The organism is Dietzia sp. NCCP-2495 (genome assembly GCF_026011735.1).
Lineage (GTDB): Bacteria > Actinomycetota > Actinomycetes > Mycobacteriales > Mycobacteriaceae > Dietzia.
This window is the reverse complement of record NZ_BRVN01000006.1, coordinates 1-14,182: the sequence shown is the minus strand read 5'-3', so window position 1 is coordinate 14,182 and position 14,182 is coordinate 1. Positions and strand designations below refer to the sequence as shown.

General features: G+C 67.1%; 15 protein-coding genes. 9 read left to right on the top strand and 6 right to left on the bottom strand.

The features are described 5' to 3' along the window. Position 1: 1 nt before the first annotated feature. From OPF83_RS07435 to OPF83_RS07420, 4 genes are read right to left on the bottom strand one after another with little or no spacing between them, the layout of a single operon-like run. The gene (locus OPF83_RS07435; protein WP_264886700.1) at positions 2–520 is read right to left on the bottom strand and encodes a nuclear transport factor 2 family protein; all 519 of its coding nucleotides are present in this window, start codon (positions 518–520) and stop codon (positions 2–4) included. Next, positions 517–1,707: a thiolase domain-containing protein gene (locus tag OPF83_RS07430; protein ID WP_264886699.1), complete on the bottom strand. Its 1,191-nt coding sequence runs from the start codon at positions 1,705–1,707 to the stop codon at positions 517–519. The genes OPF83_RS07435 and OPF83_RS07430 overlap by 4 nt, the downstream gene beginning before the upstream one ends. Beyond that, on the bottom strand, positions 1,704–2,765 hold the full coding sequence (locus OPF83_RS07425; RefSeq protein WP_264886698.1) for a thiolase domain-containing protein: 1,062 nt from the start codon (positions 2,763–2,765) through the stop codon (positions 1,704–1,706). Before OPF83_RS07425 ends, OPF83_RS07430 begins: the two co-directional genes overlap by 4 nt. Then, entirely contained in the window at positions 2,762–3,865 is a 1,104-nt protein-coding gene (locus OPF83_RS07420; protein WP_264886697.1) for a Zn-ribbon domain-containing OB-fold protein, read from the bottom strand. Before OPF83_RS07420 ends, OPF83_RS07425 begins: the two co-directional genes overlap by 4 nt. A gap of 90 nt (positions 3,866–3,955) precedes the next feature. On the opposite strand from OPF83_RS07420, the gene OPF83_RS07415 reads away from it, so the two are divergent. Beyond that, entirely contained in the window at positions 3,956–4,990 is a 1,035-nt protein-coding gene (locus tag OPF83_RS07415) for an LLM class F420-dependent oxidoreductase (protein WP_264886695.1), read from the top strand. Between the two features lie 191 nt (positions 4,991–5,181). On the opposite strand, the gene OPF83_RS07410 is transcribed toward OPF83_RS07415, so the two are convergent. Further along, positions 5,182–6,033 (bottom strand): DUF1707 domain-containing protein, encoded by an 852-nt coding sequence (locus OPF83_RS07410; protein WP_264886694.1) that lies wholly within the window; start codon positions 6,031–6,033, stop codon positions 5,182–5,184. Between the two features lie 94 nt (positions 6,034–6,127). Between OPF83_RS07410 and OPF83_RS07405 the strand changes: the two genes are divergently transcribed. Continuing rightward, a complete protein-coding gene (locus tag OPF83_RS07405; protein ID WP_264886693.1) occupies positions 6,128–7,783 on the top strand; it encodes an acyl-CoA synthetase in 1,656 nt (551 codons plus the stop codon). A 102-nt stretch (positions 7,784–7,885) separates the two neighbouring features. On the opposite strand, the gene OPF83_RS07400 is transcribed toward OPF83_RS07405, so the two are convergent. Further along, on the bottom strand, positions 7,886–8,614 hold the full coding sequence (locus tag OPF83_RS07400) for a hypothetical protein (protein ID WP_264886692.1): 729 nt from the start codon (positions 8,612–8,614) through the stop codon (positions 7,886–7,888). 359 nt (positions 8,615–8,973) lie between these two features. Between OPF83_RS07400 and OPF83_RS07395 the strand changes: the two genes are divergently transcribed. The 7 genes from OPF83_RS07395 to OPF83_RS07365 all read left to right on the top strand — a co-directional run bounded on the left by OPF83_RS07395 (position 8,974) and on the right by OPF83_RS07365 (position 13,907). Then, the gene (locus OPF83_RS07395; RefSeq protein WP_264886691.1) at positions 8,974–9,705 is read left to right on the top strand and encodes a hypothetical protein; all 732 of its coding nucleotides are present in this window, start codon (positions 8,974–8,976) and stop codon (positions 9,703–9,705) included. 182 nt (positions 9,706–9,887) lie between these two features. After that, positions 9,888–10,418, top strand: coding sequence for an alternate-type signal peptide domain-containing protein (locus tag OPF83_RS07390; protein ID WP_264886689.1), 531 nt, complete (start codon positions 9,888–9,890; stop codon positions 10,416–10,418). A gap of 50 nt (positions 10,419–10,468) precedes the next feature. Next, the gene (locus OPF83_RS07385) at positions 10,469–10,972 is read left to right on the top strand and encodes a hypothetical protein (RefSeq protein WP_264886687.1); all 504 of its coding nucleotides are present in this window, start codon (positions 10,469–10,471) and stop codon (positions 10,970–10,972) included. Beyond that, a complete protein-coding gene (locus tag OPF83_RS07380) occupies positions 10,969–11,586 on the top strand; it encodes a signal peptidase I (protein WP_264886686.1) in 618 nt (205 codons plus the stop codon). Before OPF83_RS07385 ends, OPF83_RS07380 begins: the two co-directional genes overlap by 4 nt. Next, a complete protein-coding gene (locus OPF83_RS07375; protein WP_264886685.1) occupies positions 11,586–12,200 on the top strand; it encodes a CalY family protein in 615 nt (204 codons plus the stop codon). The genes OPF83_RS07380 and OPF83_RS07375 overlap by 1 nt, the downstream gene beginning before the upstream one ends. Then, positions 12,197–12,781, top strand: coding sequence for a signal peptidase I (locus OPF83_RS07370; protein WP_264886684.1), 585 nt, complete (start codon positions 12,197–12,199; stop codon positions 12,779–12,781). Before OPF83_RS07375 ends, OPF83_RS07370 begins: the two co-directional genes overlap by 4 nt. Before the next feature lie 727 nt (positions 12,782–13,508). Continuing rightward, positions 13,509–13,907, top strand: coding sequence for a hypothetical protein (locus tag OPF83_RS07365; RefSeq protein ID WP_264886682.1), 399 nt, complete (start codon positions 13,509–13,511; stop codon positions 13,905–13,907). Positions 13,908–14,182 lie beyond the last annotated feature (275 nt).

Genomic DNA, 14,182 nt, shown 5'->3' with positions numbered 1-14,182 from the left:
GTCAGGTGTCCTTTCGGAGGGCGCCTGAGATGGCGGCCCGGTCGTCGTCTGTGAGGGGGCGCAGCCCGGAGGACATGGCCACGTCCTGCTCCCAGAACGCGCGCAGCGCGATGAGCTTCCCGTCGGCGTCGACGCGGTAGTCCACCGCGATGTCGATATCCATGAGGTTGGCGCCCATGTGGGTGCGCATGGTGCCGGTGCAGAGCAGCTCGTCGCCGGCGGCGATCGCGCGGTCGAAGCGGAACTCGATGTGGTCCGGGGTGGCCACGGCCTTCTCCCAGAACTCCAGGAGGCGCTCGGTGCCGGTGTGGCCGCGGCCCTCCTCGTCGAACATCGACGGCCCTACGGGGTCCTCGATGGTGCCCTCGGGGGACCAGGCGCCGATCCAGGCGTCGCGGTCACCGGCGTTGGTCGCGGCCCACGAGCGGCGGGCGGCGGCGTAGGCGGGGCTCGCCAGGGCCTGCTCGCTCATCGCGCGCGGCCGGTACTGGCCGGTCTCGTCGAGGTAGGGATTGGTCATGCCTTGCGCTCTGTTCCGACAACCCACATTGAGAAGTACTGGGATCCCCCACCGTAGGCGTGGCCGAAAGCCTTTCTCGCCCCGGGGATCTGGTGGTCGTCCGCCCTGTTCATGACCTGACGGGCGGCCTCGGCGAACCGCAGCATCCCGGAAGCGCCGATCGGGTTCGAGCAGAGAACCCCGCCGGACGGGTTGACGGGCAGGGAGCCGTCGCGCGCGGTGGCGCCGGACTCGGTCATCCGCCAGCCCTCGCCGGGTTCCGCGAATCCGAGACTCTCCAGCCACATGGGCTCGAACCAGGAGAACGGGACGTAGATCTCGGCGGCGTCGATCTCCTCGGCCGGGTTGGAGATCCCGGCCTCGGCCCACAGCGCGGCCGCGGCGTCGCGGCTGGCCTGTGGGTTGGCGTAGTCGCGTCCGGCGAAGGTGCCGGGCTCGGTGCGCAGGGCGGTGGCGTGGATCCAAGCGACCTGACGGCCCTCTGCCTCGACAGCCTCAGCGGCCTCGCCGTCGCCGATCACGATCGCGCACGCGCCGTCGGAGGAGGGGCAGGTCTCGTCGAAGCGGATCGGGTCCCACAGCATCTGCCCCTCGAGCACCTTGTCCACGGTGATGTCGGGCTGCTTGAGGTGCGCGTACGGGTTGGTGGCGCCGTTGAGCCGGTCCTTGACCGCGACCATGGCGCCCACGTGCTCGGGGGCGCCGGTGTTACGGATGTAGGAGCGCACGTGCGGGGCGAAGTAGCCGCCGGCGCCGGCCCCGACGGGCGCAGTGAACGGCACGGGCAGCGAGAGCGCCCACATGGCGTTGGACTCGGACTGCTTCTCCCAGGCCACGGCCAACACGCGGCGGTACCGCCCGGACTGGACGTGCGAGGCGGCCACGACGGCGGTCGACCCGCCCACGGAGCCGGCGGTGTGCACGCGCAGGAGAGGCTTGCCCACGGCGCCCAGGGCGTCGGCCATCATCAGCTCGGGCATCATGACGCCCTCGAACAGGTCGGGGGCCTTGCCCACCACTACGGCGTCGATGTCGTCCCAGCCCACGCCGGCGTCGACCATGGCGGCGTCGATGGCCTCACGGCAGAGGCCGGCCATGGTGACGTCGCCGCGGCGGGCCACGTGGTGGGTCTGGCCGGTCCCGAGGACGGCGGCGGGCAGTCCGGAGCCGTGCGAGTTCTCGCTCATGCGGTGCGTCCTTCCAGGAGGCAGATGAGGTTCTGCTGCAGCAGGTGGCCGCTGGTGGCGTGGGCCAGGGCGCGTTCGGCGCGGCCGGACCAGATGGCCTCGGCGGCGTAGCCGATGCGCTCGAGTCCGGCGGAGAACAGCGGGTCGGCGACCAGCGAGCCGCCCGACGGGGTCACCGTGACATCGTCGGACAGGCCCAGCGCCGCGCGTAGGAGCAGTTCCTGGTGCGTGTACTGGGTGTGCAGCTCGGCGATCCCGACGCCGCCCAGGTCGGGACGGTCCGACGACGAGCCCGTCGCTCGGGCCGCGGCGGCTCGGGTCGAGGGCGAGTCGGTGAGATCGCGCGCCCCGAACTCTGCGGAGTCGGCGATGTGCTCGATCCCCGAGATGTAGGCGGGGTTGTCGACCAGCTCACGGGCGCGGTCGCCGGAGGCGAGGATGATCGCACCTGCCCCGTCGGTGACCGGCGGGCAGTCGTGGCGGCGAAGCGGGTCGGCCACGTACGGCTCGGCCAGCAGGTCGGCGGCCTCGCGGCCGTGGGCGCGCGCGGCGACGGCGGCCATCTCGGCCTCCGACCAGCGGCCGGCGTCGATGCCGGCGCGGGCCTGCAGGGCGGCGATGTGGTGGCGGCCGGGCCACAGTGGCGCGACGGTGTAGGGGTCGAGCTGCAGGGCGAGCGCCGAGTCGAGGTCGTCGCTGGCGGAGGCCTTGCCGAACCCGTAGACCAGCGCGGTGTCCGCGTGGCCGGCGGCGATCTTGAGATAGGCCTCGAACAGGGCCCATGCGGCGTCCATCTCGACGTGGGACTCGGAGATGGGCGGCACGGCACCTATCGAGTCGACGGCGGAGATGAACGAGAAGGCGCGACCGGCCAGGTAGTCCGATGAGCCGGAGCACCAGAACTCGATGTCGGTGCGGTCGAGCCCGGTCTGGCGGTAGCACTCGGCGAAGACGGGGGCGAGCATCTCGACACCGTTGGTGGTGCCGAAGGTGGACTCGGTGTGGCGGGCGTGGGCGAAGCCGATGACGGCCACGTCCCGGGGCGCTGTCTGGGTCACGGGGTGTCCTCTACAGGTATGGCGGGATCGGCGGGATCTGCCAGTTCGGCGGAACCGGCCAGTGCGGCGGGATCGGCGTCGGGCTCGCCGCTCGGCTCGAAGTGTGTGATGGCCTTCATGGACGCGGGCCGCTCGGACTCCGGCGCCCACACCGCGCGCACGCGCATCCCGATCCGCACCTCGGAGGCCTCGCAGCCCAGGACCAGGTGCTGGACGGGCACGTCGGCGCCGTCGAGCATGATGTACGCGGTGACGTACGGCGGCGTGATCTGCTGGCCCGCGAACGGCACGTTGACGATGCCGAACGTGGTGACGGTGCCGTGGTCGGCCACCTGCACGTACTCGCCCATCGCCACGCCGTCGGACGGGCAGTAGTCGCGCGGCGGGACGTAGACCTCGGGACCGTTGGAGCGGCGCCGCCCGAGGATGCGGCCCTGCACGATGGCGCGCAGGAACTCGCTCTCGGCGGGCGCGGCCGTGTGGGTGACCGCGAGGCCGATGGGCGTGACGATGCCGGTCACCGGGTCGGAGCTGGAGGCATCGGAACTCGGGGCGTCAACGGTGGTGTTGTTGTCGTCGTCCCGTCCCTCGCCGCTCGAGCCCTCGGCGACCACGCCCTCGGCGACCACGCACGCGATGTCGTGGACCCGCCCGCTCCGCTCTGCCGCCCACCGCACGCGCACGCGCATCCCGGTGCTCACGGCGTCGGGTCCGTCGGCGGCCAGGGGCAGGAGCATGCTGGTGCCCGCGCCGTCGAACCGCACCAGGGCCCACGCGAACGGGGAGCTGAGCGGGTTGAGGTCGGTGGGGGAGGGAACCCAGGTCCAGGCGACGACGACGCCGCCGATCCCGTCACCCGCACCGATCTCGACCAGCTCGGTAAGCGGCCCGCGCGTGAGCGGGTCGAACTCGACGGGCGGGACGTGCACGGTGCCGGCCGAATCGCGGGTGCCCACGATCCGTCGGTCCCGCAGTCCGGTGAAGAACGCTCCCAGCACGGGCCCGGTCGACCTGGTGTAGTCGAAGGACGGAGTGAGAGAGGCGGACAGCGGCGGCTCGTCCGGTGGGGTGATCTCTACGGCGATCTCTCTTGATGTCACAAGCGCAAGTAGAACACGTTCCACTGGAATTCGGGAGGTTTTCCGTTGTGGGCGTCACGCGGATCCGGCGGCGTGGGTCACACTATGTCCATGAAATTCGCCTTGCAGCTCGGATACTGGGGCGCGCAGCCGCCCACCAATCACGCCGACCTCGTGGTGGCGGCGGACAAGGCGGGGTTCGACACCGTCTTCACCGCCGAGGCCTGGGGTTCGGACGCGTTCACCCCGCTGGCCTGGTACGGCTCGCTGACCGAGAACATCCGGTTGTCGACCGCCGTCGTGCAGCTCTCCGCTCGCACGCCCACGGCCACCGCGATGAGCACCATGACGATCGACCACCTATCCGGCGGGCGCTTCTGCCTGGGGCTGGGTGTCTCGGGGCCGCAGGTGGTGGAGGGATGGTACGGACAGGCGTTCGCCAAGCCGCTCGCCCGGACCCGCGAGTACATCGACATCATCCGCAAGGTGCTGCGGCGCGAGGCCCCGGTCACCTCCGAGGGGCCGGCCTACGCGCTGCCGTACCAGGGCGCGGACGCCTCCGGCTTCGGCAAGCCGCTCAAGTCGATCCTGCACCCGCTGCGCGAGGACGTGCCCATCTGGCTGGGCGCCGAGGGGCCAAAGAACGTGGCCCTTGCCGCCGAGATCGCCGATGGCTGGCTGGGCTTCCTCGCCTCCCCGCGCACGGCGTCCGAGTTCAACTCCTGGCTCGATGAAGGCTTCGCCCGTCCCGGTGCGCGGCGCACACGTGAGGATTTCGAGGTGGCGTTCCTGTGCCAGCTCCACATCACCGATGACCGCCGCGGCGTGATCGACGCCTACAAGCCGTTCACCGCGCTGTACGCCGGCGGCATGGGGGCCGAGGAGAAGAACTTCCACGCCGAGGCGTTCCGCAGGATGGGATTCGCCGAGGACGTGGACCGCATCACCGAGCTGTTCCGGGCGGGGCGCAAGGACGAGGCCGCGGCCGCCGTGCCGGACGAGATGGTGGAGGCCACGGCGATCATCGGCGACGAGGCGCAGGTGCGCGAGCAGATCGCCGAGTGGGAGGCCGCAGGCATCACGATGCTCGTGGTCACGGCCAAGACGGTTGAGGAGATCGAGAAGATCGGCGCGCTGATCGGCTGAGCCTGCGGCCTGCCCTCCCGGCGCTCGCCCCGCGTCCGCTCCCCGCCCCGCCTTAATGCCCACTCTGAGCGACAAACCCGCGCTGGCCCGACGCGGCACCGCAGTAATTGACCCGATCATCCGTGGGATGCCCGCAGCCCGAGTGAACGTGGCGTCGTAGTTCTGCAGATCCGCGTGGATCAGCGGGGCTGTCAGGGTTCTTGGACCTGGCGGAGCTGGCCGTCGGCGCCGAAGGTGGCGGTGCCCAGGTCGCCGTACTTGCCCTTGGAGGCCGAGACCCGCACCTCCGGGTCGCCGAGGGCGTCCGCGGAGATCTGCACGTGGCTGATGACCATTGTCTCCGGGTCCAGGTCGAGCACGTCCGACGTGGCGTTGATCGCGGCTATCACCGTTGACGGCATGATGGTCGACACGTCGAGGGTGTCCTTGGCGTCGATGGGGTCGATCCGCCGCTCCTCCCAGCCGCCCCGGTACTCGTAGGTGACCCGCTTGTGCGGGGTGGCCGGGTCTTGCTGGGACAGGGTGGCGTACTTGCCGTAGATGAGGATCGAGTCGATGCCGCGGCTGGCGAACTGGGGGTCGGCCTGGGTGTCGGCGATGAGCCGGTTCACGCCGTCCTCGGTGTGCAGCAGCCCGGGGGTCAGGTCCTCGGTGGACATACCCTCCGAGCTGGAGTCGGAGGTGGTGGCGGCGATGATCGCGCCCCCGCCCAGCAGGAGCACCGCCACCGCCAGGCCGACGATCAGGCCCTTTCGGCCCGAGCGGGTCCGCCCGCGCGTGCCGTGGCCCGGCCCGCCGGGCTGTTGGGCGCTGCCCCGGTTCCCGGCGGCGGGACCGGCGTTGCCGAGCCCGAGGTCGTCGTTGTTCTCTTTGATGTCCTCCACCAGCGGGCGCAGTTCGTCGACGTACTTGGCCTTGGTGGCGGTCCGCATGCGCTCGAAGTGCTCGAAGTGGTCGAGCCGCCCGGCGGCGAAGGCTGTGTCCAGGGCCTGCTGGACGGCGGCGCGCTGGGCATCGGAGGCGCGAGTTCGGTGCTTGGCCATGTGCGAGAGCGTAGTTGACTCGGTCAGCGGTCCCGATCCGTCCGGGGGTGGGAAAGCGGCACCATCGAGTTAGAACACGTTCTACCATGGGGTCATGAGTGCACCCACGCCTACCGTCCCCGCCGACGCAGGAGTCCTCGACCCGCGGACCGGCAAGCACGTGACCAGTGTGTATCGCATCGCCGAGGCCCAGCCGGACCGGCCGGCCGTGATCGAGGGCGGCTCCGACGACGCCCCCGGCCGCCGGGTGACGTTCGGCGAGCTCGCCGGCGCCGCCCACCGCTACGCGCGCGGCCTGCAGGAGCTGGGGCTGAGGACCGGCGACTGCATCGTCCTGCTGGCCCCCAACTCGATCGAGTTCCTCGAGGTCTACTACGCCGCGTTGGAGATCGGCCTGTACGTGGCGCCCGCCAACTGGCACCTCACCGGCCCAGAGGTCGCCTACATCCTGGATAACTCAGGCTCGACCGTGTTCATCGCCGATGAGCGGTTCGCCGACGTGGCCACCGTGGCCGCGCGCGAGGCCGGGCTGGATCCCGCACGCTGCTACGCGGTGGGCGAGGTGCCGGGGTTCCGGCCGCTGGCGGAGCTGGCGCCGGGCGACTCGGCGCCGGGTGCCGGGTCCGAGGCATCGTCGTCGTCGGACACCCCGGTCCTCCCCACCGACCGCACCCTGGGCGCCCCGATGCTCTACACCAGTGGCACCACCGGCCGCCCCAAGGGCGTGCGCCGCCCGCTCACCGGCGCGAGCCCCGACCAGGTGACGGTTCCCAACTACTACTTCTTCGCCAGCTTCAACATCCACGCGCCGGACAACGTCCACATCTGCGGCTCGCCGCTGTACCACACGGCGGTGCTCAATTTTGTCACCATCTCGCTCAACCTGGGGCAGCTGGTGGTGCTCATGGACAAGTGGACGCCCGAGCAGATGCTGCGGCTCATCGACGAGCACGGGGTCACGCAGTCGCACATGGTGCCCACCCAGTTCTCGCGGTTGCTCGAGCTGCCGGAGGACGTGCGTGCGAAGTACGACGTGTCGAGCCTGCGGACCATCGTCCACGGGGCCGCGCCGTGTCCGCAGCACGTCAAGCAGGCGATGCTGGACTGGTGGGGGCCGGTACTCACCGAGTACTACGCCGGCACCGAGGGCGGCGGCTGCACCATCACGGGCGAGGAGTGGCTGCGCAAGCCCGGCAGCGTGGGGCGCCCGTGGAAGACGACGACCTTGAAGATCCTCGACGACGACGGCAACGAGCTGCCCGTCGGCGAGGTCGGGAACGTCTATCTCCAGATGCACGGCTCGCAGTTCGAGTATCACCAGGATGCAGAAAAGACTGCCAAGACGTACGTGGGCGAGATGTTCACGATGGGCGACATCGGGTACGTCGATGAGGACGGCTACCTGTTCCTGCGGGACCGGAAGAACGACATGATCATCTCGGGCGGCGTGAACATCTACCCGGCGGAGATCGAGTCGGAGATGACGCGGCACCCCGCGGTGCGTGATGCCGCGGTGTTCGGGATCCCGCACACGGACTGGGGCGAGGAGGTCAAGGCCGTGATCGAGCTGGCCGAGGGCTTCGAGGAGTCCGAGGAGCTCAAGTCGGAGATCCTGGCGGACCTGTCCGGGCGGGTGGCGAAGTTCAAGCTGCCTCGCACGATCGACGTGGTGGACGCGCTGCCGCGGCAGGCCAACGGGAAGCTGGTCAAGCGGACGCTCAAGGAGCCGTACTGGGCGGACGCCAGGTAAGGGAGCGGCCGCAGGCCAGAGCCCCGGCCTCCCGCGTGAGTGCGGGTGGCCGGGGCTCGAGACTGTCGGGGCCTATCGCCGGCTACTCGGCCGGCTTGGGGCTCAACTCAGGCCGACCATCTTCCCGAGGTCGAGGCCGTTGATGATGTCCGAGATGAACCCGGACGGGTCGCTGGAGATGCCGCCGGCGGCGGTGGAGCCGGAGGTCACCGAGCCGAGGCCCAGGCCGTCGAGGCTACCGGTCACGGCCTCCGCGGCGTTGGGCTCGCGGATGGTGACGCAGACGTCGATGGGGTTGGCATCAATGCTTCCGACGGCGGTGACCGAGGTGGCCGCCCCCGAGTTGAGGACGGTGCCGGGCTTGGCGTCCGCCGGCACCCTGTAGGTGGTCTCGAGAGTGGCCGTCGCGCCACTCGCAGTTGTCCAGCCGCTACCCGAGTGCTTCACCGAGTTGTTTGCGGCGTTCTTGGTCACTTTGCCGGTGACGTCGGCCCACTTCTGGCCCCCGACGAGCCACCAGACGTTCTCTCGAGCGCCGACGAGCTCGAACCCGGCGGGGTGATAGTCGGTGATCGAGGCGACGAGACCGCCTGCACCGCTGACCTTGGTCCGGAAGGTGACCTGGCCGCCCGGGGCGACAGTGCCGTCACCAACGACTTCCTTGTTTACGGTGTAGTTGCCTGCCAAGTTCTTCGTCACCGACTGGCTGGTCGCGCAGTTCTCGGTGCCGGTGGTCTGCGCGCTCGCGGTGGCGGCGCCGACGGTCAGGCCGGACACGGCCATCAGCGCGGCGGCGCTGACGGCGATCGACTTCCTACAGAGTGTGGTCATGCTGCGGTCCTTTCGGGGACGACAATCGAGTGGGTGACAAGCTCCGCTGACTAGGCATTTACTCAGGTCAAGAGTGTGACCCATCTCACTGTGGCGGCTGCTTCGGCCAAGTGTATCGCCTCGAGGTCGATCGTCCTATTCCCACCGTGTGCAGCAGTGAAGGCTCAATGTCCACAGCGTTGGGTGTCCGGGATGGTCCTGCTGGGCGCCCGACCAGGTAAGCAGCACTAAAATAAAAGGAACCTATTGACCCAGGCACGAGGTGTGATCTAGCTTACGTTCTCATGTTCGTCGTTTCGGGGTCACGTCAACACGGCTCGCCCCTTCCGCTCAGGGGTCTCCAACTGCTGGGTCTCGGCATGGTCACAGCGCTGTCCGCGGGCTGTATGGCCACCGCGGCTCCGAGTGCCCCCGAGCCGGTGGAGCGGGAGCGCTACCAGTTCTCGGCCGATGGCCTGACCTGGGGCGGGGCCGAGGTGATCCCGTGGGATCAGGCCACTATTCCGGTTCCGGGCGGCACACCCAATGCGACGAGCTTTCACCTCCGGGTGGACGGGCAGTCCGACGTCGAGGGCGAGGTGTACCTGGGCAACTGGTCCGTCGAGCGCGGCAGCGCCTGGTTCCGGGTCGACGTCAACGGCGTCGAGGGCCGGACACAGATCCTGCCGGGCGCGCAGCCCCCCGGGCCGGGAGTCCTGATGAGCGAGTTCGCGCTGGATGCCGGCGAGACCGTGCGCCTCACGCTGAACGTGGGCGTGCCCGCCGCGGAGGTCGAGCAGGCCGCCACTATCGCGCCGGACTGGGGGATCGCCCTGCACGAGCGCCCGGGCGGTGGCGGCGGCTCGGGATCCACTGGCTCGTTGGGCTCGCTCGGCTCCTCCGGCTCGACCGGCTCGCTCGGCTCCTCCACCGGGAGCGGCTCGGTGAAATCCGGCTCGACCGGCTCGCTCGGCTCCTCCGCCGGGAGCGGCTCGGTGAAATCCGGCTCGACCGGCTCCTCCGGGAGTAGTGGGTCGTCGGGCACCGGTTCCCTGCCCGCCTCGTGGATCGGCGTCGGTTCACTGAGCAGTCCCTCCCTGGGCTTCGGATAGGAGCCCACCATCGCCCCGGACAACCGGGGCCCGAGAACTCGGTCGTCAGCACCCGCTGCCGACCGTCGACGGACACATGGTCCGTCACGTTTGAGCGATGAGAAGGCCCGAGGCCGGCGACATCGCACCGCTGGTCCGGTCGGCTACGCCGCCCCGGTACCGAACACCTTGAAAGGGATCCCATGAAGAAGAACACCAAGGGCGCCATCGCCCTGGGGGCGGCCGCGCTGCTGCTGGCCGGCGGCGCGGGAACGTACGCGGCGTGGAGCGATGAGGCGTCGCTCGGCGGCGACACCGTCACGGCAGGGCAGCTCAAGATCACCCCGACCTCGACGGGCGCATGGACCTGGGGTGACGACACCACGTTCGTTCCGGGCACCGACCGCATCGTTCCGGGTGACAGAGTTAAGTATTCCGCTGCGTACCGGCTCGACGTGGAGGGCAAGAACCTTGTTGCCTCGCTGACACCGGCGCTGGGTGGGGTCTCTGGCGGCCTCGTGGACTACCTCGACGTCAATGCGACGACTTCCACGCCAGGGATCACGCTCAGCAACATCACGTCGGCAGACAATGGCAAGACGATCAATGTCACTACGACCATCACCTTCAAGGCGGATACGAAGGACAAAGAAGGGATGGGGGAATCCGCCAACCTGGCCGGGTCGACCATCACGCTCGAGCAAACCGCTCCGGCGAGCAACACCACTCCGTGATCTGAGCTGATCAACAGATGACCACTCATCGTCGTTGGACTCTCGCCGCGGTGGCCGCAGCGGGAGCCGCCATCGTTTCCGTGCAACAGACCGGTGCTCTGTGGAGTAATTCCGCTCAGAGTACGGGCTCCACTATCACCGCTGGGAGGCTTGATATTGCCGTCGGTGACTCGAATACGCAGGTGAAAGCCTACCAGTTCACGGCATTGACGGCATCCAACATGGTGAGTGGCGACTCGGTGCAGCGTCCGCTGCGCGTAAGAAACGCCGGCAACGTGCCGATGAAGTACAAGGTCGACTCCGCGACTCTCAGTGGAGTTCTTCCACTGAAGTTGCAGGTCACCGCGGTGCCCTCCGAAGTCGCTTGTCCGGCTTCGGGGGAAGCCTCGGGGGACCCCCTCTATTCGGGCGATCTAACTGATGCGGAGACTAGTTATCGCGAACTCGCGAAGGGGACATCGGAGATCCTGTGCTTCCGCGTAACGATGGGGCCGAACGCTACTGCCGGGAACTCGGGGGCGGCTACCTTCACGTTCGGGACCACGCAATCATGACAGCGAGCGACGTGGGGGCTGAGTCGGATGCGGCCGACGCACCCGAAGAGCGGACTGGTGTGTGGTGGTGGATTCGCACTGTCACATCCGGGGCACTGCTCATCGTGGCGTTTGCAGTCCTGGCAGCGCTCGTGGTGGTGCCGCGCATCGCCGGCGCCACCCCGTATACGGTCCTTTCGGGTTCTATGGAACCCACTCTTTCGCCGGCGGATTTGATCGTGGTAAAGCCAGTCCCTGCTGACGAACTCCGCGCCGGGGACGTGATCACGTTCCAGATCGAATCGGATAATCCGGCCGTCAATACACACCGAATCACGCAGCTGGCCTATGACGCGCAGGGGCAACTGCGAATTCAGACCCAGGGGGATGCCAACAGCATCCCTGATTCGGATCTCCTGGTCCCAGGGCAGGTCAGAGGCAAGCTTTGGTACTCGGTTCCCTACCTCGGATACGCAAATAACCTGCTCTCGGGCGAAAACAGGCAGGTGCTGATCATGGTCGTGGTCGGCGGCTTGGGCGCCTACGCGGTCTGGATGTTCTGTGGAAGCCTGCGTGATCGATCACGCAAGACGACGGTCGCGGATGTATCGCCTGAAAGAGGGGAGAGTCGCTGATGGCAGGCAACAAGAAGCGGGACATTGTCGCAAATTCAAGGATTAGCTGGCAGCAATTCAAGTGGCGCGGCTCGGCATGGACTCGAGTTCGCGCGCTGCTGTCGCTAGGCATGGTGTTCAGCCTCAGTGCTGCGGGAACAGTGGCGTATTGGGTGGACAACGCTACTGCGACTTCGGGAGCATTCAGTGCCGCGTCGTTGGACCTGCAAGTCAATGATTCATACGCGTCCACGTGGTCCCTCGCGGGCTCAGGACTCATGCCGGGAAGTACGGTTGCGTCCACGCTGACTGTGCAGAACAAGGGCGGAGTCGGCTTCGGTTACACCGCGAAAATTAATGCCACCGGCGATTCGAGTCTCGCTCAGTACATAGCGGTGACGGCGAGAGCGGGAGCCACCCTGAGCGGTGGAACGTGCACTGGCGGGACTCAAATCGGTTCGACCACCCTCGCGGTGGGGACATCCAAGCCATTCATCAGCACCGCACGCACATTGACGTCGTCCAGTTCGGAAATCCTGTGTTTCCAGGCGCAATTGTCTTCCGCAGTGTCTAAGACTGTTTCGGGCAAAGCGGTCAAGGCCGTAGTCGAGTTCACAGCAACGGCAGCATCATGACTACGGGAATCAATGTGGCGAAACCATTCGCAGAGCAGGGCGAAACCGAGCGCTCCGAACGTTGGATGCGGTGGGGCAACCTCGCCCTCAACGTTGGTGCGGTCGCGGGTGTGGTGTGCATGCTGTTGGCCGCGGCGTCCATGTTTTTCGGGATCAGCCCGCTGGTCTTCCGGTCAGGGTCGATGGCCCCAGAAATCACCACTGGCTCGTTGGCGTTGGCCCGGACCATCGGCGCATCCGAGGTTCAGGTGGGCGACGTCATCGCGGTCAAGAACGACAGCGGCACGTCAATCACGCACCGCGTGGTTTCGGTGACAGAGTTTGACGACGACAACGGCGCCGTGGCGGTAACCCTCAAAGGTGACGCGAACCCGGTCGACGACCCCTTTCCCTACGTGATTACCGAGGCCGAGCGTGTGTTCGTAGATGCTCAATATCTGGGTTACTTGGTGATGTGGCTGTCGGGACGAACGGCGATTTTCCTAGGCGGACTTTTGTCCGGGGCGTTGCTCATGCTTGCCTTCGGGCCGGCCCGTGCTGGTGGTGAGACGATGATGAACGAGGAGATCGGCAATGACTAGATCGCTTCATAGGCCCAGGTTGATTGCTGCCGTCATCGCGTGCGCACTCGGGCTCAGCATAATGGCGTCTCAGATCGCTCTTACTGACGCTGCCCCTAATGGCACAGCCACTGCGACCTCGCAAGATCTCGCTACAGCCGATGATTTGCTACCTCGGGCAGATGAAATCTCATGTTCAGATTATGAAAACGCCAACTGGGCCGGCATTAGATTTACTATTAATAAAAAGAGAGAAGAGCAGCGTTATCGAATGTACATTGTTCAAGATAACGGCCTTGTCCGGCGTCTGGGTTCCAACGGGCCATACAGCTGGGGTCCAGAAGATAGCTACCCTTATCCGAGAGATACTATTCGGTTTCCGCGACTGACTAATGATCAATTGGGTGGCACCAATGGGTGGTCCTTCACTGCAAAGATATACTCTGTCAATGAGCTTGGCGAAGAATCAAATAACTGGATTGGGTGGTATTTTGTCCATTCGTCGAGTTTGATATACGACTGCACTGGTGGCTCGCGAGGGCAGCGAACTGGTACAGGTCCTCCTGGAACCTTTCCCGAGGGATTGACTTCAGGCGCCGAGCCGGTTGAAGCGGCGATGCGGCTTGCAGGTGAGGCGGCGGGGGAAGAGGTAGAACGCGAGGCTGATGACGGTGGATCCCCGGCCGAAAGGGCGGAATCTCCCGGCGTTAATTCGTTCACTCCGACGAGTCCTGTGGAAAAGAGCTCGATGAAGTCGACTTCCGAGGCCTCGACCTCTGCGTCCGTGTCGCCTACTCCCGCGCTGCCACGCACAGCCCGGGTGACCACCGTCAAACCGACTCCAAGTTCTCCCGCTCCGGCAACTGCCTCGCCGCAACCGAGCAATACGCCCACCGCTCCGAGCACAACGACCACGTCGTCGGTCAAGGCCGGAGTGGGGGACTCGCCGATTCCGGTGGGCGACGCCTTCGCGCGACTCGAGGACATCGACGGACGCACCTACTTGGTGGTGACCAGAGGCGGAACCGAGGTCTGCGCCGCGGACGTGGACGGCGCGAGCCGGATCGAAGAAGTCAGCGGCGAGCTCACGGTCACCGTGGCCGGCCGCACCTTGAAGGTGGACATCGGGACCTGCGAACTGACGTAGGAATCCAGCGCTGACACGTCGCGCCCGGAGCGTCCGGGCGCCACGTTATTTGGTCGAGACCTGTGAAGGCGGCTCAGGTGAGCCTCGGTACATGTGGTCGCTGATAACGCATGTGAATGCGTGGTTCGTGTCGGGGACGACCGTCAAGGTCCAGCGTCCAGTAAGACTTTCCTTTTCTTCGCCGCTCGCCTAGTGTTAGTCAGGTCACACCACTTGGGGTCGATGCTGGTGAATGGGTATGGGGCCGCGCCAGGTGAATGCAAGAACAGGGGAGT

Excerpts from the sequence above, each read along its gene's own strand:
- OPF83_RS07435 (WP_264886700.1), bottom strand. The coding sequence starts at position 520 with ATGACCAATCCCTACCTCGACGAGACCGGCCAGTACCGGCCGCGCGCG.
- OPF83_RS07400 (WP_264886692.1), bottom strand. The coding sequence starts at position 8,614 with ATGACCACACTCTGTAGGAAGTCGATCGCCGTCAGCGCCGCCGCGCTG.
- OPF83_RS07365 (WP_264886682.1), top strand. The coding sequence starts at position 13,509 with ATGAAGTCGACTTCCGAGGCCTCGACCTCTGCGTCCGTGTCGCCTACT.
- OPF83_RS07370 (WP_264886684.1), top strand. The coding sequence starts at position 12,197 with ATGACTACGGGAATCAATGTGGCGAAACCATTCGCAGAGCAGGGCGAA.
- OPF83_RS07415 (WP_264886695.1), top strand. The coding sequence starts at position 3,956 with ATGAAATTCGCCTTGCAGCTCGGATACTGGGGCGCGCAGCCGCCCACC.
- OPF83_RS07395 (WP_264886691.1), top strand. The coding sequence starts at position 8,974 with ATGGTCACAGCGCTGTCCGCGGGCTGTATGGCCACCGCGGCTCCGAGT.
- OPF83_RS07430 (WP_264886699.1), bottom strand. The coding sequence starts at position 1,707 with ATGAGCGAGAACTCGCACGGCTCCGGACTGCCCGCCGCCGTCCTCGGG.
- OPF83_RS07375 (WP_264886685.1), top strand. The coding sequence starts at position 11,586 with ATGGCAGGCAACAAGAAGCGGGACATTGTCGCAAATTCAAGGATTAGC.
- OPF83_RS07380 (WP_264886686.1), top strand. The coding sequence starts at position 10,969 with ATGACAGCGAGCGACGTGGGGGCTGAGTCGGATGCGGCCGACGCACCC.
- OPF83_RS07405 (WP_264886693.1), top strand. The coding sequence starts at position 6,128 with ATGAGTGCACCCACGCCTACCGTCCCCGCCGACGCAGGAGTCCTCGAC.
- OPF83_RS07410 (WP_264886694.1), bottom strand. The coding sequence starts at position 6,033 with ATGGCCAAGCACCGAACTCGCGCCTCCGATGCCCAGCGCGCCGCCGTC.
- OPF83_RS07390 (WP_264886689.1), top strand. The coding sequence starts at position 9,888 with ATGAAGAAGAACACCAAGGGCGCCATCGCCCTGGGGGCGGCCGCGCTG.